At 64.4% G+C, this 20,881-nt stretch carries 20 protein-coding genes; 10 read left to right on the top strand and 10 right to left on the bottom strand.

The window, feature by feature from the left end; translation table 11 throughout:
• Window positions 1-9: 9 nt before the first annotated feature.
• The 4 genes from FS777_RS17175 to FS777_RS17160 all read right to left on the bottom strand — a co-directional run bounded on the left by FS777_RS17175 (window position 10) and on the right by FS777_RS17160 (window position 6,768).
• Window positions 10-1,668 (bottom strand): ATP-dependent DNA ligase, encoded by a 1,659-nt coding sequence (locus FS777_RS17175; RefSeq protein ID WP_058637957.1) that lies wholly within the window; start codon window positions 1,666-1,668, stop codon window positions 10-12.
• Entirely contained in the window at window positions 1,665-2,681 is a 1,017-nt protein-coding gene (locus FS777_RS17170) for a ligase-associated DNA damage response exonuclease (RefSeq protein WP_145256612.1), read from the bottom strand. Before FS777_RS17170 ends, FS777_RS17175 begins: the two co-directional genes overlap by 4 nt.
• A gap of 114 nt (window positions 2,682-2,795) precedes the next feature.
• A complete protein-coding gene (locus FS777_RS17165) occupies window positions 2,796-5,237 on the bottom strand; it encodes a penicillin acylase family protein (RefSeq protein WP_145256609.1) in 2,442 nt (813 codons plus the stop codon).
• A gap of 190 nt (window positions 5,238-5,427) precedes the next feature.
• Window positions 5,428-6,768: a PLP-dependent aminotransferase family protein gene (locus FS777_RS17160; RefSeq protein WP_078478103.1), complete on the bottom strand. Its 1,341-nt coding sequence runs from the start codon at window positions 6,766-6,768 to the stop codon at window positions 5,428-5,430.
• 131 nt (window positions 6,769-6,899) lie between these two features.
• Here FS777_RS17160 and FS777_RS17155 point away from each other — a divergent pair, with 131 nt between their 5' ends.
• The gene (locus tag FS777_RS17155; protein WP_145256593.1) at window positions 6,900-8,117 is read left to right on the top strand and encodes an MFS transporter; all 1,218 of its coding nucleotides are present in this window, start codon (window positions 6,900-6,902) and stop codon (window positions 8,115-8,117) included.
• 37 nt (window positions 8,118-8,154) lie between these two features.
• On the opposite strand, the gene FS777_RS17150 is transcribed toward FS777_RS17155, so the two are convergent.
• From FS777_RS17150 to FS777_RS17135, 4 genes are read right to left on the bottom strand one after another with little or no spacing between them, the layout of a single operon-like run.
• Window positions 8,155-8,352 (bottom strand): SEC-C metal-binding domain-containing protein, encoded by a 198-nt coding sequence (locus FS777_RS17150; protein ID WP_058637961.1) that lies wholly within the window; start codon window positions 8,350-8,352, stop codon window positions 8,155-8,157.
• A gap of 7 nt (window positions 8,353-8,359) precedes the next feature.
• The gene (locus FS777_RS17145; protein WP_058637962.1) at window positions 8,360-8,836 is read right to left on the bottom strand and encodes an LEA type 2 family protein; all 477 of its coding nucleotides are present in this window, start codon (window positions 8,834-8,836) and stop codon (window positions 8,360-8,362) included.
• A 2-nt stretch (window positions 8,837-8,838) separates the two neighbouring features.
• On the bottom strand, window positions 8,839-9,315 hold the full coding sequence (locus FS777_RS17140) for a YchJ family protein (protein WP_058606045.1): 477 nt from the start codon (window positions 9,313-9,315) through the stop codon (window positions 8,839-8,841).
• Between the two features lie 2 nt (window positions 9,316-9,317).
• The gene (locus FS777_RS17135) at window positions 9,318-9,812 is read right to left on the bottom strand and encodes a DUF6231 family protein (protein WP_058637963.1); all 495 of its coding nucleotides are present in this window, start codon (window positions 9,810-9,812) and stop codon (window positions 9,318-9,320) included.
• A gap of 160 nt (window positions 9,813-9,972) precedes the next feature.
• Between FS777_RS17135 and FS777_RS17130 the strand changes: the two genes are divergently transcribed.
• From FS777_RS17130 to FS777_RS17120, 3 genes are all read left to right on the top strand, one after another.
• Window positions 9,973-10,677 carry an OmpA family protein gene (locus FS777_RS17130; RefSeq protein WP_027915328.1) on the top strand — a complete coding sequence of 235 codons (705 nt, stop codon included), beginning with the start codon at window positions 9,973-9,975 and terminating at the stop codon, window positions 10,675-10,677.
• A gap of 178 nt (window positions 10,678-10,855) precedes the next feature.
• Window positions 10,856-11,131: a DUF1145 domain-containing protein gene (locus FS777_RS17125; RefSeq protein ID WP_058606062.1), complete on the top strand. Its 276-nt coding sequence runs from the start codon at window positions 10,856-10,858 to the stop codon at window positions 11,129-11,131.
• Entirely contained in the window at window positions 11,124-11,882 is a 759-nt protein-coding gene (locus FS777_RS17120; protein WP_145256588.1) for a collagen-like protein, read from the top strand. Before FS777_RS17125 ends, FS777_RS17120 begins: the two co-directional genes overlap by 8 nt.
• 15 nt (window positions 11,883-11,897) lie before the next feature.
• On the opposite strand, the gene FS777_RS17115 is transcribed toward FS777_RS17120, so the two are convergent.
• Entirely contained in the window at window positions 11,898-12,362 is a 465-nt protein-coding gene (locus tag FS777_RS17115) for a CopD family protein (RefSeq protein WP_078478107.1), read from the bottom strand.
• A gap of 98 nt (window positions 12,363-12,460) precedes the next feature.
• Between FS777_RS17115 and dinG the strand changes: the two genes are divergently transcribed.
• From dinG to pdxH, 5 genes are all read left to right on the top strand, one after another.
• A complete protein-coding gene (dinG, locus tag FS777_RS17110; protein ID WP_023535209.1) occupies window positions 12,461-14,605 on the top strand; it encodes an ATP-dependent DNA helicase DinG in 2,145 nt (714 codons plus the stop codon).
• A 78-nt stretch (window positions 14,606-14,683) separates the two neighbouring features.
• On the top strand, window positions 14,684-16,930 hold the full coding sequence (locus tag FS777_RS17105; protein ID WP_145256584.1) for a beta-galactosidase: 2,247 nt from the start codon (window positions 14,684-14,686) through the stop codon (window positions 16,928-16,930).
• 85 nt (window positions 16,931-17,015) lie between these two features.
• On the top strand, window positions 17,016-18,161 hold the full coding sequence (locus FS777_RS17100; RefSeq protein ID WP_058637968.1) for a serine hydrolase domain-containing protein: 1,146 nt from the start codon (window positions 17,016-17,018) through the stop codon (window positions 18,159-18,161).
• A 99-nt stretch (window positions 18,162-18,260) separates the two neighbouring features.
• Window positions 18,261-19,262 carry an OmpA family protein gene (locus tag FS777_RS17095; protein WP_058606038.1) on the top strand — a complete coding sequence of 334 codons (1,002 nt, stop codon included), beginning with the start codon at window positions 18,261-18,263 and terminating at the stop codon, window positions 19,260-19,262.
• A gap of 18 nt (window positions 19,263-19,280) precedes the next feature.
• Window positions 19,281-19,928, top strand: coding sequence for a pyridoxamine 5'-phosphate oxidase (pdxH, locus tag FS777_RS17090; protein WP_058606037.1), 648 nt, complete (start codon window positions 19,281-19,283; stop codon window positions 19,926-19,928).
• Window positions 19,929-19,966: 38 nt separating this feature from the next.
• On the opposite strand, the gene FS777_RS17085 is transcribed toward pdxH, so the two are convergent.
• Window positions 19,967-20,200: a hypothetical protein gene (locus tag FS777_RS17085; RefSeq protein ID WP_058637969.1), complete on the bottom strand. Its 234-nt coding sequence runs from the start codon at window positions 20,198-20,200 to the stop codon at window positions 19,967-19,969.
• A 146-nt stretch (window positions 20,201-20,346) separates the two neighbouring features.
• Between FS777_RS17085 and FS777_RS17080 the strand changes: the two genes are divergently transcribed.
• Window positions 20,347-20,811, top strand: a complete 465-nt coding sequence (locus FS777_RS17080) for a glycine zipper 2TM domain-containing protein (protein ID WP_023535237.1) — start codon at window positions 20,347-20,349, stop codon at window positions 20,809-20,811.
• Window positions 20,812-20,881 lie beyond the last annotated feature (70 nt).

Raw genomic sequence — 20,881 nt, 5'->3', positions numbered from 1 at the left:
GATCCCTGATCAGGCCAGCAAGGCCTGTAAGGTCGCCAGGTCGTCGGCCTCCTCGACAGGCTTGTCCAGGCGCCAGCGCAACATGCGTGGAAAGCGCACGGCGATGCCGCTCTTGTGGCGCTTGGACAGAGCAATGCCTTCAAAGCCCAACTCGAACACCAGCGTGGGCGTTACGCTGCGCACGGGGCCGAAGGTTTCCTGGGTGGTCTTGCGCACGATGGCATCGACCTTGCGCATCTCCTCGTCGGTCAGGCCGGAATAGGCCTTGGCGAAGGGGATCAACGTGCGGTCCGGGGTGCCGGCAGGGCCGTCCCAGACTGCGAAGGTGTAGTCGCTGTACAGGCTGGCGCGCCGTCCGTGGCCACGCTGGGCGTAGATCAGCACGGCGTCGACGCTGAACGGATCGATCTTCCACTTCCACCAGGTCCCCATGTCCTTGGTGCGGCCAACGCCATACAGTGCCTCGCGCTGCTTGAGCATCATGCCTTCCACGCCCAGGCTGCGTGACTGCTCCCGCTGCCGGGCAAGGTCCGCCCAGTCGGGCCCTTGCAGCAGCGGGGAGAGCAGCACAGGCGCAAGTGGGCAGGCTTCAAGCACACGTTCGAGCTGCGCGCGCCGCTCATGCTGCGGGCGACTGCGCCAGTCCTCGCCTTGCCATTCCAGCAAGTCATAGGCCTGCAACACCACTGGGGCATCACTCAACAGTTTCTTGCCCAAGGTCTTGCGACCCAGGCGTTGCTGCAGCAGGGCGAAGGGCTGAACGGACGCCTCTGCCTTGGCATCGCTCGCTTTCCAGACCAGGATCTCGCCATCGAGCACCACGCCATCGGGCAGGGTCTGGGCCAGGCTCTGCAACTCGGGAAAACGTTCGGTGACCAGCTCCTCACCGCGCGACCATACCCACAGCTGCCCGTCGCGCTTGACCACCTGTGCCCGGATGCCATCCCACTTCCATTCGATTTGCCACGCGCTGGGCGGCCCGAGCAGCGTATCGAACTGTTCGACCGGGGCCTGTAGGGGGTGCGCGAGAAAGAAGGGATAGGGCTGCCCGCCACGCTGACTATGCTCGTCGGCAGATTCGGGCGCTATCAGTTGAAGGTAGCGCTCGGCGGTTGGCCGGTGGCTGATGTCGGTATACCCGACCAACCGCTGGGCTACCCGTTTGGCGTCCAGCTCCGCCAACTGAGCCAGGGCGCGTGTGACCAGCAGTTTCGATACGCCGACGCGGAAACTGCCGGTGATCAGCTTCAGGCACAGCATCAGGCTGGGGCGATCCAGCCGTGCCCACAGAGGTGGCAGACGTTGCTGAAGTTCCTCCGGGGGCAGGCCGCGCAACGGCAGCAGGTAGGTTTCGACCCAATGCGCCAGACCTTCGTCATCGCCCTGCTGGGTGTCGGGCAACAACAGCGAAATGGTCTCGGCCAGATCGCCCACCGCCTGGTAACTTTCCTCGAACAGCCAGTCCGGCAACCCTGCCATCGCGCCGGCCAGTTCGCGCAATACTCGGGTGGGCACCAGTTGACGCGGGCGCCCACCCGCCAGGAAATACACCGCCCAGGCGGCGTCCTGGGCCGGTGCGCTGGCGAAGTATTCGCGCAGGGCCTGAAGCTTGGCATTGCTGGAGGTGGTGCCATCGAGGCGCAAGTACAGTTCGGCGAAGGCTTTCATGCGCCCTTCTCCCCGGCTGTGGCGTCATCTTCCTCACCGTATTCGGTGACGAATGCGCGGGCGTCGAGCCCCTGTTCATTCAGGTAGCGCACCAGCACGCCCACCGATCCGTGGGTGACCATGACCCGTTCGGCGCCCGTCTGGCCGATGGCCCACAGCAGCCCAGGCCAATCGGCGTGGTCCGAGAGCACGAAGCCTTTGTCCACACCGCGTCTGCGCCGGGTGCCGCGCAGCAGCATCCAGCCACTGGCGAACGCGTCGCTGTAATCGCCGAAGCGCCGCATCCAGCTGCTGCCGCCAGCGGACGGCGGGGCCATCACCAGGGCCGTGCGCAACAGCGGATCGTTGCGTGCAATGTCGCCGGCATAGCGGGTTTCGGGCAGGTACACCCCCGCTTCGCGATACACCCTGTTCAGCGGCTCGACGGCACCGTGCACCAGGATCGCGCCAATGCTGGGGTCCAGGCCATGCAAGATGCGCTGCGCCTTGCCGAAGGCGTAGCAGAACAGCACGCTGGCCTTGCCCTGTTCGCTGTTGGCCCGCCACCAGGCATTGATGCCGGCGAACACATCCGCCTGGGTCGGCCAGCGGTAGATGGGCAGGCCAAACGTCGATTCGGTGATGAAGGTATGGCAGCGCACTGGCTCGAAGGGCGCGCAGGTGCCGTCTGGCTCGACCTTGTAGTCGCCCGACGCCACCCAGACCTCGCCCTGATATTCCAGGCGCACCTGTGCCGATCCCAGCACATGCCCGGCAGGGTGCAGGCTCAGGGTCACGCCGTGGTGCAACAGGCGCTCGCCGTAAGGCAGGGTCTGCAAGTTGATGTCCATGCCCAGGCGGCTGCGCAGGATACCGGCGCCGGGGTCTGCGGTGAGGTAATGGCGATTGCCGGAACGCGAGTGGTCACCGTGGCCGTGGGTGATCACGGCGCGGTCTACCGGCCGCCAGGGATCGATGTAGAAATCGCCGGGCGGACAGTACAGGCCTTCGGGTCGAGCGATGACGAGGTCCATGGCACACGCACTGGTAGGGAGTTACCAGTTAGGAGCCGCAGCGGCCAAGGGAAGTTCGACCGGTGGTTTGTTCAGCCCTTGACCATCGCAGCTGCTGCACGCCGCGGACCTTTTCTACTTGCCCGGTATCAGGGTCAGGCGCTGGGTGCCATAGGCACGTGCGAAGTGCTGGGGCGCAAGCGGCATGACCGCGAAGCGGCCCTTGAACCAGGCATCGAGGCCATCCCCATGATGCGGGCTGGCCGGGTTGCCGGACTGGCCGCTGCTGGTCAGCACCTGCAGGGGTTCAGCCTGGCTGAAGTCCACGATCAGCCGCGCCGATGCCGGCAGGCGGGTGACGAAGTCGCTTCCCCAGGCGTAGGGGGTAAAGGCGAGCGTGCTGAAGTCGCCGCCTGCAGGCTGTGCAGGACGGCCGATGGCATCTCCCAGCCCGTGGTAGGCCGGTGCAGGCCATTGGTATTGGTGCAGTTTGCCCCATTGCCAGGCGCTGCGATCGGCGCCCAGTTGGACGATGCCCGTGTCCATTGCCGCAACCAGGCTGCGGGCCAGGATGGCGGGTTTGTCTTCCTTCTGGGGCGTACCGCGGTCGTCCCAGAACGGGCTGTCATCCCGGCCCAGCAGGTGATCGGCCTGTGCCGAGAACGACAGGCGTGCATTGCTCACGAATGCCTGCCAGGCCGCCCCCGACTCCGGCCCCAGTTCATCGAGGAACGTCTGACGGGCAACGGCCTGGAGGAACAGGGCGTACAGCGCAGCATCGGACGACACCGGGCTCAAGCGGCCATCGAATGCCTTGAGCCTGGCCAGCGCCGTACGGGCCTTGTCGCGCTGATCGGTGGGCAAGGCATTGATGGCCTGCTGCAGCGGGCCTGCCATGCCTGGCGCGTCGAACATCTGCTTGAGCTTGCCGGCCAACAAGGTGACCTGATCGTTCTGTAATGCCATCAGGCTGCGGCCATCAAGGCGGCCATTGCCAGCGAGTTGGCCCAGGCGCTCGGCACGCTCCGGGTAGTACCAGCTGCTCGACAGCTGCATGCCGTAGCCGCGCGGCAGGCTGCGCTGGTTGGCGTGGCCGATCCAGCCAGCGGTCGGGTCCTGGTCGTACGGGTGCAGCATGGGGTCGGCATAGCCATCCCAGTCATAGCGCCCATCCCATCCCGGCGAAGGCAACAGGCCTTGGCCTTCTCGGCGGTTGGGGTAGCGCCCGCTCACCTGCCAGCCAATGTGCGAAGGTTCGGCAAAGACGAAGTTCAGCGCAGCAGCCGTGACATCACGGGTGCTGTCGAACGCGCGCTCCACGGTCTTGGCACGGGTCAGGTCGAACAGTGCATCAAGGCTGCGATCACCTTTGAACTGCGGCAAGTTCAGGGCAATGCCCAGGCTGGCATTGCCTGGCTGGCCGAGTAGCGTGCCATGACGCGTGTCATGCATCACTTCGCGCTGTGGGCGCTCGCCGCGCACCAGGAAGGTCTCGGTGTGTGCCCTGGCTGCAACCCATTTGCCGTCCGCCAGGTAACTGACCTGGTTGCCTTGGTGGCGCAGCTTTTCCAGGAACAGGTCCTGGTTGTCGGCCATCACCGCGCTGCTGGTCCATCCCAGCTGGCCGTTGTAGCCAGCCAGCACGATCGGCAGGCCCGGCAGCGACAGGCCGGCCACCTGGTACTTGCTGGTGTGGATCTGTACCGGGCTCAGCGCCCAGACTGCACGGCTGTCGCTGGCCAGCAGGCTCTTGCCGCTGCGGCTGCGTTGCGGGCTGATGGCCAGGTTGGCTGAACCGGGGCTACCCAGCAGGTCAAGGTCGACCAGTTTCTGGCTGGCGGCTGCCAGGGCAGACAACCCCGGCAACTGACTGGCAAGGTCTAGGCCCTTGAGCTTGGCTGCTTCGCCTTCGGCCAGCGGTTCGTCGGCGGCGCCGGGCAGCAGCCAGGCCAGCTTGTCACTGCCGACTTTCTGCGCCAGGGTCAAGGCGCTGATCTCTTCTTGCAGGTTGACCGACTGGCTGAAGGCATACAACGCGAATATCAGCGCGGAGTCTTCAGGCTTCCAGTATTCGGGGCGGTAGCCGCTGTTGGCCAGGTCCGCCGGCAGCTTGTCGCGGTAGCGGAACAGGTAGGCGTTGACCCCGCGCGCATAGACGTCGAAGAAACGCTTGAGCCGTGGCGATGCGTCGGCGTACAGCTGTGCCGCGCTTTGCTTGAGGTTGGCGGCGCGCATCAAACGGTCGATATCCAGTGCATCGCGGCCCGCCACTTCAGCCAGCCGCCCCTGGGCCAGCAACCGCATGGCAACCATTTGCTCGATCCGGTCCCCGGCATGCACGTAGCCCAAGGTGAACAGCGCGTCATGGAATGTGCTGCTCTCAATCAGCGGAGCGCCCATGGCATTGCGCCTGACCGACACGTTCTGGGCCAGGCCCTTGAGCGGCTGCACGCCGCTGGCCGGCGGCAGGCTGTCCTGTTGGGCAGTGGTCTGGCAACCGGCCAGGCCAAGTGAACCGAGCAGCAGGGCAGCCGTTGCAGCGCGCGGGCGGAAAAAGAAAAGGGCGGGGGCGGCCATGGCAAGGCTCCTGCAAGGCATAGCGGGGATGGAAAGGCGCTAAGGTAGTGAGCAGGCCGCCTGGGTGCAAGGCCTGCCCTGGCTTTATTTCGGCACATCGGCCCAGCGCTGGATGAGTGGCAAGACCTTGTCGGCCATTTGCCAATCCCCGGCCGTGACGCCGGGGTATCCAGGGGCGCGTTGCAGCGGGTCAAACTTCGAAATGCACAGCCATGGCGTCGGAAAAGTGCGTGCAGTTGATGCGGGTGTACCGAACGTAGTTGCGCGTGATCGCAAAGGATTCGCCAGGCATCAGCAGCACATCGTGCTGTTCGAGTTGGCGCAAGAAAGGATGCAGGTTGGCAATATCGGGGTGATGGACCCACAGGAACATGCCGCCGTGCGGCGTGATGTCGAAGCGCCAGCCGCGGTCTGTCAGCGTGCGCTGGGTCTGAACCTGCTGTCGAATCAGGCGTTGCTGCAAGTCGCTCATGTGCCTGGCGTAGGTGCCGTCGGTGAGGATCGTATTGACGAAGCGCTCGCAGAATGCAGGCACGGCCACGCAGGTGAGCAGTTTTAGGCGCATGAGCGGTTCGACCAGTGCAGCCGGGCAGGCGATGTAACCCACGCGCAGGGAGGCGGACAGGCACTTGGAGAAGCTGCCGATATAGATGACCTGCTGCAGGTTATCCAAGCCGGCGAAGGTCTGGCGCACACCCGGGCTGAAGTCGCCGTACACGTCGTCTTCGACGACGTAAAAGCCGTGTTCGATCGCCAGTCTCAGCACGCCGAAGGCGTTGTGCGGGCTGACGTTACTGCCGGTGGGGTTGTGGAATGTGCTGTTGCAGAAGAAGGCCTTGACCTTGTGCTGGGCCAGGTGCCGCTGCATGTCTTCAAGGTCCGGACCGTCCTGCAGTCGACGGATGCCGACCACGTGCCCCCCGGCCAGCTCGATCAGCTTGACCAGGTTGCCGTTGCAAGGCTCGTCAACGAACACGTGATCGCCAGGGGCGATCAGCAGGCGGGCCACCAGGTCCAGGGCCTGGGTGGCGCCCAAGGTGCTGATTAATTGCTGCGGGCCTACATCGATCTGGGTCATGCGCCGCAGGTGCACGCACAACTGCTTGCGCATGGGCAGGTAACCCTGGATGTCGCCATAGTCGGCCAGTGAGCTTTGCTCCAGGCGCGCCGTACGCCGCACGGCCTTGGCCAGCAGCTCGGTGTCGCGCCAGGCAGGGGGCAGCCAGCCGCAGCCGAGCTTGGTGTAGTGCGGGCCGCCTTGCAGCAGCTTGAACAGCGCGTCCCCGGCCATATGCCCGGGCGCCTCGTCCCTGGCTGGCGGCCGAATGGTACCGGCCACGAAGTAGCCACGCCCTGGCACGGCCGTCAACAACCCTTCACTGACCAGGCGCCCATAGCTGGACACGACCTCGTGGTAGGTGGCACCCGTGCTGGCCGTGAGCTTGCGAATCGACGGCATGCGTTGCCCGGGCAGCCATTCGCTGGCAGCCAGACGCTGCCGGAGTTGATGAAGGAGAGTGTCAGCACGCATCGACTGGCCCGTCAGTGTTAGAAAAAACAGCCTAACAGTTAGCTGGAAACCGCGTCGACTGTTCGCCCGTGGTCAGCCGATCAGTGAGAAGCTTTGGCGCATTCATTTACTGCGCCTTCAGCGAGCACGCCATGAGCGAAATCCTGCCAGCACGCACCTACCTGTATTTCATCGCACAATCGGTCAACCTCACCACGGCTGTGATGTCCGTGACCATGGCAGCCCTTGTCGGTGCTGCCCTGGCACCCGATCCTGCGTGGGCGACGGTGCCCTACGGGTTTCAGTTTCTCTGCGTGATGCTGGCGACTTACCCGGTGTCGTGGCTGATGGAGCGCATCGGTCGTCGCCGCGCATTCATGCTGGGGGCTCTGCCCTTGGCCGTATCCGGCGTCAGCGGGTTCCTGGCCGTGCAGCACCAGCACTTTTTCGCCTTGATACTCAGCCACTGTGCCTTAGGGGTGTACATCGCGTTCGCCAACTTCAACCGGTTTGCCGCTACCGACAATCTGACACAACACCTCAAGGCGCGGGCGCTTTCACTGGTGGTGGCAGGCGGCGTGATCGCGGCCGTGGCGGGGCCGGCCTTGACCGGGTGGCTCAGGGATGTGGGCGGGTATCCACTGTTCTCGCTGTGCTATGCCGCCTTTATTGGTCTGGCGCTCGTGTCGTGGTTGATAGCCCTGTGCTTGCCCAAGGAGATGCCGGTGAATCGCCCGCAGCAGGGCCTGCAAGCGTCCGAGACGGTGCGACCTGCGCCACGCACGGTGTTGGTGGTGGCAATGAGCGTGGCGGCGCTGGGATACGGCATCATGAACCTGTTGATGATCCAGGCTTCGCTGCACATGAAAGGTATGCACCAGGACTTCGCCGACGTGCGCATGGCCATCCAGTGGCATGTCGTGGCGATGTTTGCGCCGTCGTTCTTCACAGGCAGCATCATTAAACGGTTGGGCATCAAGGTAACGATCTGCGCAGGGTTGGGCCTGTTCGTGGTGAGCACGGCCTTGAACATGGGGTCCAGCAGTTATGCAGTGATGACCGCGGCCCTGATCGCACTGGGCCTGGGTTGGAACCTGACCTATGTGGGCGGGGGCGCGCTGCTGGCGCAGGCATTGCAGGACAGCCCGTGCGCGATGCGCCTGCAGGGCAAGAATGACCTGGCCATTGCCGTGTGTGCCACGCTCGGGGCCTTTACGCCTTCCTTGTTACTGGACACGGCAGGCTGGAAGGGCACCAACGGTCTGTGCATGGTGCTGTGCCTGGGGCTGTTGCTGGCCACCGCGCTACGGTTGCCAGCCAAGCCGGGCACCTCGGCGCCCAAGCTGCAGACCGCGCCGCGCCCGCGCTAAAGGACAGGCGCGGTGCTGTCGAACGGCGGGGCGGCGGTCAGGCGCCGTGGCACTTCTTGAATTTCTTCTCGCTGCCGCACGGGCACGGGTCGTTGCGGCCAACATCCTTGAGGGCGTTGCGCACCGGCTCCTGGTGACCGTGGTTGCAGTGCGGCCCATGGACATGGCCGTGATCAGGGTGATGATCGTGGTCGTGGTCGCAGTCAGGGCCGTGAACGTGAGGCTGTTGGGACATTGCGGGGTTACTCCAGGTAATGATCGCCGGGCATTATCTCACCACCGCGCAACAAGTGCAGGTTCCGATGGATCAACAGGCCGGTGCCCAGTTCGGCCTTGAGCGTGTATTTCAAAGGCTGGTGGCTCTTGAGCATCTTGGCCAGTGGCTTGAGGCGCTGCCACAGGTTGGTACGGGCGGTGATCTTGAAGGTGCGCTGGTCGTGTCCGCCAACGCTGCGCCACAGGCTGGCTTCGTCCTCTGCCAGCAGCACATCGTTCAACCGCAGGGCATAGGACAGGTTGCGGATGAACAGGCGACTGTCGTTGGGGTTTTCCACCCGCACATGGAGCACGAATTCCTGTTGCAGCAGGCGGGCCTTGACCGTTTCCACCCTGATCAGGTGGATCTCCGGTTGCCGCCAGGGCTCACCGCCCCAACTGACGCAGCCGCCCAGAAGCATCACCAGCAAGGCAGGCAGCAGGACACGCAGGCGAATCATCATGCTCAGCCACCCACATAGCTGGCGCAGCATTTCTTGAATTTCTGCCCGCTTTGGCAAGGGCAGGGATCGTTGCGCGTGGCGTTCAGGCCCACGGTGGGGTCGATGAAATACCAGCGGCCTTCGTGCTGCACGAAGGCCGAGCGTTCGCGGTGCTGATGATCGCCGTCCTGGTCATGCCAGCGGGCAGTGAAGGTCACGAAGCCGTGCTCGGGCTGGCCACCGATCAGCTCGGCGTCCTCCACCTCCAAGCCCAGCCAGGTGCTCTGGGCACTCCAGGCGGCCATGGCGGCGCGATCCAGGCCGGCCTGCTGGGCTGGCAAGGTGGTCGCCACCAAGTAATCGACCAGCCCCAGCACATAGGCGCTGTAACGTGAGCGCATCAGCGCCTGGGCATCCGGTGCCGGCGTGCCAGCGTGGTAATGCCCGCAGCAGGCGTCGAGCAGGTTGCCACTGCCACATGGGCAGACCGAAACACTCATCATCACCACCAGTATTTGCCGAAGTTTTCAGGGTTGGCCCAGAACCGCGCGTTCAGCCAGTCAGGGACCTGCTTGTAGTCATGTAGATCATAGGTGAACAGGCTTAACACCTGCTGGTCGCGCTGAAACTTCTCGCTGGCCGACAGGGCCAGGGCGAAGAAGTCCGTGTCCTGCCAGCCGCAGGCCGTCAGGTCGGCCAGCACTGCGACTCGACTGGCGTTGAGATTGCGGATGCCACCAAGCAGTTCCAACCCGTTGCGCTTGGGCAGGTGCTCCAGGCAATCGACCAGAAGCGCCAAGTCGAAGCGCTGTGCTGCCAGTTCAGCCGGCAGCGGGCCCGGCGGTGCGCTCGCCAGGCTCGCCTCAGGGTGGGCCAGCAGGAAGGCATCAAGTGCCGGGAACCGCGTGCCCACCAGCAACAGGCGTTGCGGGGTGACGCGCTCGAGCAAGGCAGCGAGCGCCTGCTGCGGCGTGCGTTGGGAAAAACCGTCGGTCATTGCCAGTCCTCATCAAGATTAGCCAAGACTATCGGGCCAGCGCCTGTTGGCATAGGGCCGTGGCATGCGGTCATGGCAAATGGCTGGCAGGCTGAGCAAGCAGCGTCTTTACTGCCCTGATCGGCCACGATGCCGATTCCCCCCTAAAAGAGGCTATGAAATGAGCATAGTACGCACAGCTGTACCTCTGGTTCTGCTCACCAGTGTGTTGACTGGTTGCGCGGGTTTGCAAAAGACCGACTGGCCCAAATGTGCGGCGGTCGGCGGTGTGGGCGGCGCGGCACTTGGCGCTATTGAAAGCTCGAGTTGGGCAGGTTGGGGTGCACTGCTCGGGGGCGGGCTTGCAGCGGGGTATTGCTGGGCCCATGGGGATGGCGACGAAGACGGCGACGGCGTACCGGACAGCCGCGACAAGTGCCCAGGTACACCGCGCGGCGTCCAGGTCGATGCTAACGGTTGCCCGCCGCCTGCGCCGCAGGTCGAAGCTGTGGTCGTCGAGCAGGTGGTGGTCGAGAAAGAAGAAGTGATCGTCATCCGCGACGTGCATTTCGAATTCGACTCTGCAAGGCTCACCGCTGCCGACAAGCAGCGCCTCAATACCATCGCCACACGCCTGAAGCAGGAAGCGCCTTCGGCCCGCTTGAGCGTGAGCGGCCACACCGACAGCGTGGGCGCCGACAGCTACAACCAGAAACTCTCCGAGCGCCGTGCCCATTCGGTTACCGACTATCTGGTTGAAAGCGGCATTCCGCGCAACAGCTTCGTGTCCGTGGTCGGGGCTGGCGAATCCCAACCGGTTGCCGACAACGCCACTGCCGAGGGGCGCGCGATGAACCGTCGTACGGAAATCAAGATCCAACGGTGAGGCAATGGCGCCCGCGCACCGTTACAGCGCGGGCGCTCTGCAATCGCCTTGGGCGGTAATGGCCGGAGGACTAGACCTTGCCGAGCAGGATATGCGCTGGCGCGGTTCCCGACCGAGCAGTTACTGTGAAACGGTCGCGTTGGCCATCCCGGCAGTACGCCATACGGTGGGGCAGAGCATGAAATTCATCTTGAGCCTGGGCAAGCTCCTGACCATAGTCTTCTGGGGCGTAGTGCTGTACAACCAGATGGTGCCGCAACCTGTGCCGTTGAACCTGTTGATCAACGCCACGGGCTTGATGCTGGCGCTGCTGCACCTGCTCGAAATGCTGGTGTTCAATGCCAGTCTGCGCGGCCGTAGCCATCGCTGGTTCGACCGTCTGCAGATCCTGTTGACGGGCATTTTCCACATCATGTCCATCCCCCGCGCGCAAGAGGCGCCACGAAATGCGTAATCTGATGTTGTTCGCCCTGCTGGCCGCGCCGCTTGCGCAGGCACAGAACCTGGAAGTACCCGCCAATTCCATGCTGCGCCTGCCGACCAAGTCGGCCGAGGTGCACCTGGAGCAGCTCAGGGTGGCGGACGATGCCACCTTGCTGCTTCCCGCCACGCTCGCCTCGCTGACGGTCGATCGGCTGGAGCTGGGCCGTGATGCCCGTATCGCCGTGGCACCGGCCGATACCCCGCTCCTGATCGAGGCCGCCAGTGCCACCCTGGGTGCTGGCAGTGAGTTCAGTGCGCCGGGCGCGCCTGGGACCTATGAACGTGCCGCGCGTTCAGGGCGCGGGCTTGACCTCAAGCTTGCCCAGCTAGAGGGCGAACAACTGTCCATCGATGCCCGCGGTGGCGCGGGTGCGCCAGGATTCGCCGGGCTCGATGGCGCCAACGGCCAGGCCGGTGGCTGCACCTGGGGCCGTGCCAGCCGTGGTTTCAACGGGGATGATGGCGGCAATGGCCACGACGGTGCACCGGGTGGTCGAATTCGCCTGAGCGTACCCGAGGCTTTCCCGGCCGATCGCATCAGGGTGCGCCTTGACGGGGGCGCGCCGGGTAAGCCTGGTGCCGCAGGCAAGGCGGGCAAGGGCGGTGCGAGCAAGGGTTGCCTGGTCTACCGCACCTCGCCGGGCCACAGTGGCCGCGCCGGGCAACCGGGTCAGCCAGGCCTTGCCGGGGCTGCTGGCGAGCTGATCCTGCAGCGACTCTGATCGCTGCGGGTACGCTCAGAACATCAGGCGGGCACTGGCCACGGCGACCACGGCCAGGCCCAGCAGCAGGTTCACCCCCACCATCCGGCGGATGCGCCCCAGCACGGCCGCTGCCCCCGGCCAATCCTCGGCCTGGATCGCCGTTTTCATTTGCGCAAGCAGCAACGCCTGGATACGCATGAACAGGGCGAACATGACGATACCGCCCCCGATCATCACCTGGACGTACCGCGGCGCGGTTTCAAAGCCATTGAAGCGCAGGTGGATCATGCCCACGCCGCTTATCGCCAAAATCGCCACGGCCACCCAGATCCAGCCGAAGAAGCGTCGGAAAACTTCCGCCCATAACCGTAGCCTGGCAGGCCCGTCCAGCGCTGCAACCGTTGCCGGGCGCAGTACCATCCAGGCGAAGAACATGCCCCCCACCCAGACCAGGGCGGCCAGAACGTGCAGGGTGTAGGGCAGGGCAAAGGCAGTCATCCGGATCTCCATGCGGCATAAACAGCGTGAGCGGGGTATGATAGCCGCCCTATGCGCGATACTGAAAATATATCCAGCCCTTCGGGCGCCTGCACACCATGATCAGCACTGAACTCAAAGCCACCATCCAGGGCGCCTATACGCGATTTCTCGAAGCCAAGAGCCTCAAGCCGCGTTACGGCCAGCGCCTGATGATCGCCGAGGTAGCCAAGGTCCTCGGGGACATTCCCTGCGACGACGAAGGCCGTCGTGCCGGCGAGCCCGCCGTCGTGGCGGTGGAGGCGGGCACCGGTACCGGCAAGACGGTTGCCTACAGCCTGGCGGCCATTCCGGCGGCCAAGGCGGCAGGCAAGCGTCTGGTCATCGCCACTGCGACCGTGGCGCTGCAGGAGCAGATCGTCTTCAAGGACCTGCCTGACCTGATGCGCAACAGCGGGCTGAATTTCAGCTTTGCCCTGGCCAAAGGGCGGGGCCGCTACCTGTGCCTGTCCAAGCTCGACATCCTGGTCCAGGAAGGCCACGCCCAGACCTCCCAGGCGCAGTTGCTGGAGGAAGAAGGTTTTCGCATCGACGTGGACGAGCGCAGCCTGAAGCTGTTCAACAGCATGATCGAAAAGCTGGCCGGCAACCGTTGGGACGGTGATCGGGACAGTTGGCCAGACAGCCTCGAAGACGAGGACTGGGCACGGCTGACCACCGACCACAGCCAATGCACCGGCCGCCACTGTCCCAATTTCCAGCAGTGCGTGTTCTACAAGGCCCGTGAAGGCATGGGCAAGGTAGACGTAATCGTCACCAACCACGACATGGTGCTGGCCGACCTGGCACTGGGCGGCGGTGCGGTGCTCCCGGCCCCCCGGGACACCATGTACGTGTTCGACGAAGGGCATCACCTGCCAGACAAGGCCATCGGCCACTTCGCCCATTATTCACGGTTGCGTTCAACCGCCGACTGGCTTGAGCAAACCGCCAAGAACCTGACCAAGCTGCTGGCCCAGCACCCCCTGCCGGGCGATCTGGGCAAGCTGATCGAACAGGTGCCCGAGCTTGCCCGCGAAATCCGCACCCAGCAGCAGTTCATGTTCACGCTCTGCGAGCAGGTGGCCGATTTTCGTCCAGGCGAAGACAACGAAGGGCGTGAACGCCCCCGCTACCGTTTTCCAGGTGGCGTGGTACCCGATGAAATCCGCGAGGTCGGCGTCGAGCTGAAAAAAGGCTTTGCCCGCCTGAACGATGTGTTCACCCGCCTGACCGACCTGCTAAAGGAAGGCATGGGCGGCGAGGTCAGCATTGGCATCGCCAGCCACCAGGCCGAGGAGTGGTACCCGCTGTTCGGTAGCCTGCAGACCCGTGCCCAGGGCAACTGGGAATTGTGGACGGCGTTCACCGCCGAAGACCCCGAGGACAGTCCGCCCATGGCCCGCTGGCTGACCTTGGCCGAGAGTGGGGCACTGTTCGATATCGAGGTCAATGCCAGCCCCATTTTGGCGGCCGAGATGCTGCGGCGCAGCTTGTGGAACGTGGCACACGGCGCATTGGTCACTTCTGCGACCCTGACAGCGCTGGGCAAGTTCGACCGCTTCCGCATGCGTTCGGGGTTGCCCCGCGATGCGGTTTCCTGCGTGGTGCCCAGCCCGTTCGTGCACGGTGATGCAGGCCTGCTGCGGGTGCCCGACCTCAAGGCCGACCCCCGTGACGCCGCCGGCCACACCGCGGCCATCATTCGCGAGTTGCCGGGCATCGTCGAAGATGCCCGCGGCGCGCTGGTGTTGTTCTCGTCACGCAAGCAGATGCAGGACGTGTTCGATGGCCTGGACCGGGACTGGCGCAAGCTGGTGCTGATCCAGGGCAACTTGTCCAAGCAGGAAACCCTGAACAAGCACAAGGCCCGCGTCGACGACGGCCAGCACAGCGTGCTGTTCGGCCTGGCCAGCTTCGCCGAGGGCGTCGACTTGCCGGGGGCCTATTGCGAGCACGTGGTCATCGCCAAGATCCCGTTCGCCGTGCCTGACGACCCTGTCGAGGCGGCCTTGGCAGAGTGGATCGAAGCGCGAGGCGGCAATCCGTTCATGGAAATTGCCGTGCCTGATGCCTCGTTGCGCCTGATCCAGGCATGTGGCCGACTGTTGCGCACCGAGCAGGACCGCGGTGTCATCACCTTGCTGGACCGGCGCCTGGTCACCCAGCGCTACGGCAAGGCTATTCTCAATGCGCTGCCGCCATTTCGGCGGGAGATTTCCTGACGGCCGGAGCGCTTGCGCCGGCACGTTGTCCAACCTCAGTCGTGGGCCATGAGGGCCCTGAAGGAGAGACCCCGCCCTATGGTTCGCCGTACCTTGCCCGCTGTCATCGCCCTGCTGTTGAGTCCGCCGTTGCTGGCGGGGCAGCAGACGTTGTTCAGCTTCGTGCGCCCGGCCTCGGTGGTCAATGTCGCAACCGTGGATGCCGGCATGCCCCAGTACAACGCCGAGCAGACCGCCCAGGGCGAGGTGTTGCGACGCGTGGTGTTCAACGCCGCCGAGCGGCCGACCTTGCGCATGAGCCCGCAAAGCGGCACCTGGGACTGGTCTAGCGGCCGCTTCCTGACCCTGCGCCTGCAAAACGCGATGGCCTGGGCGCTGACCTTGGATGTGACGGTGCAGGGCAATGACGGCCGTACGCTGACCAGCCGTATCGACTTGCCGGCAGGACCTGCGCAAACAGTGATGGTGCCGTTGACAGCGCGTTCGCCCCTGCAGCAAGGGCTGCGTGCAGGCCCGCCCATGCCGTGGAGCTTCGGCGGCCAGCGCGTGCTACTCGGCAGCAGCACGGGCGCGGTGGACCTGGCACAGGTCGCGGCGGTCAGCCTGAGCATCCCTGGTCCCAAGGCAGCCCAGAGCCTGCTGATCGAGCGCGTGGGTATTCAGGATGACGACCAGGCGTGGCAGGCGGCCTACCGCGAACTCATCGACGCCTACGGCCAGTCCACGCGCAGCACCTGGCCTGAGAAAGTAACCAGTGATGAGCAGCTCAAGGCGAGCGCCGGGCGTGAACAACAGCAGATCAGGGGGTGGTTGGCCGAACGTGAAAAGCAGCCGCTGGACACCTATGGCGGCTTGACGGCAGGCACGCCCTTCGAGGCTACCGGGTTCTTCCGTACCGAAAAACGCGAGGGTCGTTGGTACCTGGTGACGCCGCTGGGGCACCCGTTCTATTCCCTGGGCGTCAATGCCGTGGCCGCAGATGGCGGGCGCACGTATGTGGCGGGGCGCGAGGGGATGTTCAAGGCGCTGCCGCAACAGGGCGAGCCCTTGTCCGCCTTCTATGGCCAGGGCAATAACGATGACGGCAATGCCTCGTCCCAGGGGCGCGCCTTCAAGAAGGGGCAGTGGTTCGACTTCTATGCCGCCAATCTCGAACGCACCTACGGAGCACCGTGCCAGGGGGCCGACCCGCAGGCGCCAGCGCAGCCAGCCAATTGCCCTCCTGCCAAGTTGGACAGCGCCCGCTGGCAGCGCCATACACTCGACCGGCTGCAGGCCTGGGGCTTCAACACATTGGGCAACTGGAGCGATGCGGCCTTAGGCGAGCACCAGCGCGTGCCTTACACCTTGCCGCTGTCCATCGTGGGCGATTACGCGAGCATCAGCACCGGCATGGACTGGTGGGGCCGCATGCCCGATCCCTTCGACCCACGCTTTGCGATGGCCACCGAACGGGCCGTGGCCATCGCCGCCCGCGACCACCGCGATGACCCTTGGCTGATTGGTTATTTTGCCGACAACGAGCTGGCCTGGGCGGCCCCGGGCGATGACCCGAAAGCGCGCTATGGGCTGGCCTACGGTACATTGCGCCTGACCACCGACGTACCGGCCAAGCGCGCATTCCTCAAGCAGCTGCGTGACAAGTACCGAAATCAGGAAGGCTTGTCCAAGGCCTGGGGCATCGAGCTGTCGGCTTGGGAGTTGATGGAAGACCCCGGTTTCGAGGCCCCACTGCCCAGCCCGGAACACCCGGAAATCGAACGCGACTACCAGTATTTCCAGCAGGTGTTCGCCCAGACCTATTTCAAGACCCTCGCCGACTCGCTCAAGTGGCATGCGCCGAATCACCTCTTGCTGGGTGGGCGGTTTGCCGTGAGTACGCCCGAAGCGGTCAAGGCCTGCGCCGAGTTCTGCGATGTGCTCAGCTTCAATTTCTATACCCTCAAGCCTCAGGACGGCTATGACTTCGCGCGCCTGGCGGAGCTGGACAAGCCGGTGCTGGTGTCCGAGTTCCAATTCGGCTCGCGCGATCGCGGGCCGTTCTGGCCGGGGCCGGTGGAGGTCGCACGCGAGGAAGACCGCGGGCCTGCCTATGGCAATTTCCTCAAGGCGGCGCTCGCCCAACCCACGATCGTCGGCGCCCATTGGTTCCAGTACCTTGACCAGCCTGCCAGCGGCCGATTGCTGGACGCAGAGAACGGGCACCTGGGGTTGGTTGCCATCACCGACATCGCCTACCCAGGCTTCGTCCAGGCCGTGCGCAAGAGCAACCTCGAAGCATTGGACCAGTTGCGCGCGCACAGCCAAGCGCCAGCGTCGCCGTGACGAGCGATGGGCGCCTGTAGGCAAAAGGCCGAACTACTGAAACAATGCAGGCCCTTTTGCCAACATGCCGCATGGAGAACACAGGGTGCAGATTCAGGGTCATTTTGAGCTGAAATTCGAAGCAGTGCGCGAAGCCTTCGCGGCGCTGTTCGATGATCCCCAGGAACGCGGGGCTGCGCTGTGCATTCAGGTGGGCGGTGAAACGGTAGTGGACTTGTGGGCGGGCACCGCCGACAAGGATGGCCAGCAGCCCTGGCACAGCGACACCATCGCCAACCTGTTTTCCTGCACCAAACCCTTTGCCGCCGTCACCGCCTTGCAACTGGTGGGCGAGGGCAAACTCGAACTGGATGCCCCGGTGGCGCGTTATTGGCCTGAGTTCGGTCAGGCGGGCAAAGCGGCTATCACGCTACGACAATTGCTCAGCCACCGTGCCGGTCTGCCTGCGATTCGCGAGCTGCTGCCAGCCGAGGCCCTTTACGACTGGCAGGCAATGGTCGATGCCCTGGCCGCGCAAACACCGTGGTGGACACCGGGTAGCGAGCACGGCTACGCCGCTATCACCTTTGGTTGGCTGATCGGTGAGTTGATTCGTCGCGCAGATGGGCGCGGCCCAGGCGACTCCATCGTGGCGCGTACGGCGCGGCCGCTGGGGTTGGACTTCCATGTGGGGCTGGCCGACGAGGAGTTTCATCGGGTGGCCCATATTGCACGCGGCAAGGGCAACCCTGGTGACGCTGCTGCCCAGCGCCTGCTGCAGGTGACGCTGCGTGAGCCCGAGGCGCTGTCTACAAGGGCGTTTACCAACCCACCCGCCATTCTGACCAGTACCAACAAACCTGAGTGGCGGCGCATGCAGCAACCCGCAGCCAATGGCCATGGCAATGCCCGCAGCCTGGCTGGGTTCTATGCAGGCCTGCTCGAAGGCAGCCTGCTGGAGTCGGAGCTGCTGGAGGCGTTCACTCGCCAACACAGCCTAGGCCAGGACCGGACCTTGCTGACCCAGACGCGCTTCGGGCTGGGCTGCATGCTCGACCAGCCTGATGTGGCCAATGCCACCTTCGGCTTGGGTGCTCGCGCCTTCGGTCACCCCGGTGCCGGGGGCTCGGTCGGGTTTGCAGATCCGGAGCGAGATGTGGCTTTTGGCTTTGTCGTCAATACCTTGGGCCCCTACGTGCTGATGGACCCTCGCGCCCAGAAACTGGTGCGCGTACTTGGGCAATGCCTTTGATCGGTTAGTGCGGGTATTGCCCAGCCTCTTTGACTATCCTCAATGCCGACGCCTCAAGAGTGTGGGCAAAATTTCTTTCTAATTCATGGTGTATCGCTGATGTCTTCACATAAAACCTTAGCACTCGCCCTGTGCCTGACCGCTGTCACCGGCTGCGCCAGCCATCCCGAGGGTTCTGCCAAGAGCGCCAGTTCAAGCTGGTGGCCATTCGGCTCGGACAAGGTCGCCGAACAGGAAGTGAAGGCAGCAGTCACGGAAAAGGTCGCCAAGGCCGACGCCAAATCCGAAAGCAGCAGCCGCTGGTGGTGGCCGTTTGGCGGTGAGCAGAAGCAGGCCCAAGGGCCGGTGGTGCCGAAGATCGACCAACAGGCCACCCAGGCCTGGTTGGACGAGTACGAACCCAAGCTGCGCGAGGCCATCAAGGACAGCAAGCTGGAGCTCGAGCGGCGCGACAACGTGCTGGCAGTCACCTTGCCAGTAGACGGCGCGTACAACCCTGACCGTCCGAACATGTTATTGCCCGTCACCCTGGGCCCCATCACCCGCGTGGCCAAGACGGTCGAAGGCGACCCCAAGACGGCCGTGCTGGTGCTGGGCCACGCCGACACCAGCGGCGTGGTGGCTGCCAACCAGAAGCTGAGCCTTGAGCGGGCTGCCTCGGTATCGGCCATCTTCCGCCTGAGCGGGTTACAACGTGATCGCCTGATCCTCAAGGGCATGGGCTCGGTGATGCCTCGCGCCGCCAACGACAGTGCCGAAGGCCGTGCGCTGAACCGCCGCGTGGAAATGCTGCTGACCCCACAGAACACCATGGTCGCGCTGCTGAGCAAGTATCAACAGGCCACGCCAACGCCGTCGCCGGCTGCCATGGTAGCCGTGCAGGATGCCAAGGCACCTGTGACCAAGGCTACAGCCGCCAAGGCCCAGCCAAGCAAAGCTGCAGCCAAGCCAGCCGGCAAAACCGCTGCCAAGAAGCCTGCCGCCAAAGCCAAGTCACCGGCCAAGACGGCGACCAAAAAAGCGGCGGCCGCCAAACCTGCCGCCAAGAAAGCTGCCACTGACAAGAAGGTAGCTGCCAACAGCCCTGCGAAGACCAACTGATCGTCAAGGAACGCAGCAATGACCCAATCCCTGGCCGATATGCGCCGCGATTACACCCGCGACGGCCTGACCGAGGCTCAGGCCCCGGCCGAGCCGTTCGCCTTGTTTCACCAATGGTTCGGCGATGCCGTGCAAACAGAGCAGGCGCCGGTGGAAGCTAACGCCATGACCCTGGCCACGGTGGACGCCGATGGGCGACCGCACTGCCGTGTGCTGTTGCTCAAGGGGCTGGACGAGCAGGGCTTCACGTTCTTCACCAACTACGACAGCGCCAAGGGTAGGCAGCTGCAGGCCAACCCGTTCGCCGCCATGACCTTTTTCTGGCCGGCGCTCGAACGGCAAGTGCGTATCGAGGGCCGTGTCGAGAAGGTCTCGGCCAAGGAATCGGACGATTACTACCAGGTCAGGCCGTTGGGCAGCCGCCTGGGCGCCTGGGCATCGCCCCAGAGCCAGGTGATCGCTGGGCGCGAGGCGCTCGAAACCTTGGTCAAGGCGACCGAGGCGCGTTTCTCCGACACCCAGCCTCATTGCCCCGAGCATTGGGGTGGCTATCGCCTGCTGCCAGAGCGCATCGAGTTCTGGCAAGGGCGCGCCAGTCGCCTGCATGACCGCCTGAACTACCGCAAGGCGGCCCAAGGCTGGCATCGCGAGCGTCTCGCGCCTTGATACACGGGGCTACGAGATAGCCCCATCGGCTCTGTTCTTCAGCGCGAATACGCCGCCGCCTCCTGCGCAAGCCACTGAGCCAGTGCCTTGCGCCCCATCTTCGACTGACGCGCATGTTGCAACCGCTGCAGCATGTACGCCTGCTTGTGCGGGTCGCCACCTGCCAGTGACAGCGCCAGGTCACGGTCCATCCATCGCCGCATGCGCACGTACAGCCAGGCGTGGAAACCCAACCCGGCGAGGGTGGCGACCACGACGATGAAGTAATCCATGGTTATCCTTGGTCTGATGGGTAAGCGCCCTGCCTGACCGCGTTGGCTGTACGCTGGCTGAATGAAAGCAATTTTATGCAGTGAGTACCGTGACAGCCGTCAATGTGCAGCGTCTAATGAGTACCTGACTTATGGAGATTCTACCCATGCGTAAATCCGCTTTGCTGGTTGCGACCTTCACAGCCACCGCGCTGCTACTCGGTGGCTGTGCGTCAAACTTGAGCGGCGACAGCTATTCGCGCGATGAGGCCCGCCGTGTGCAAACCGTGCGCATGGGCACCATCGAATCGCTGCGCCCTGTAAAGATCGAAGGTACCAAGACGCCGATTGGCGGAGGCGCTGGTGCCGTAGTGGGTGGCCTGGCGGGCAGCGCCGTCGGTGGCGGGCGTGGCAGCATCGTCGCTGCCGTGATTGGTGCCGTTGCCGGTGGCCTGGCCGGTTCGGCCGCCGAAGAGGGCATCACCCGTACCCAGGGTGTGGAGATCACGGTGCGCGAAGACGACGGCAGCATGCGCGCTTATGTGCAGTCCGTGCAGGAAAACGAGATTTTCCGAGTGGGCGACCGTGTGCGCATCATGACGGTCGATGGCACCAGCCGCGTCTCGCACTGATCAACGCCCTGGAAAAACCCGATCAGGCTTCTGGCCTGGTCGGTTTTTTTTGTACCGGCATTTCAGGGCT

The sequence above is a fragment of the Pseudomonas sp. DE0157 genome (genome assembly GCF_007678615.1).
Taxonomy (GTDB): Bacteria; Pseudomonadota; Gammaproteobacteria; order Pseudomonadales; family Pseudomonadaceae; genus Aquipseudomonas; species Aquipseudomonas parafulva_B.
This window is presented reverse-complemented; position numbering and strand designations above follow the sequence as displayed.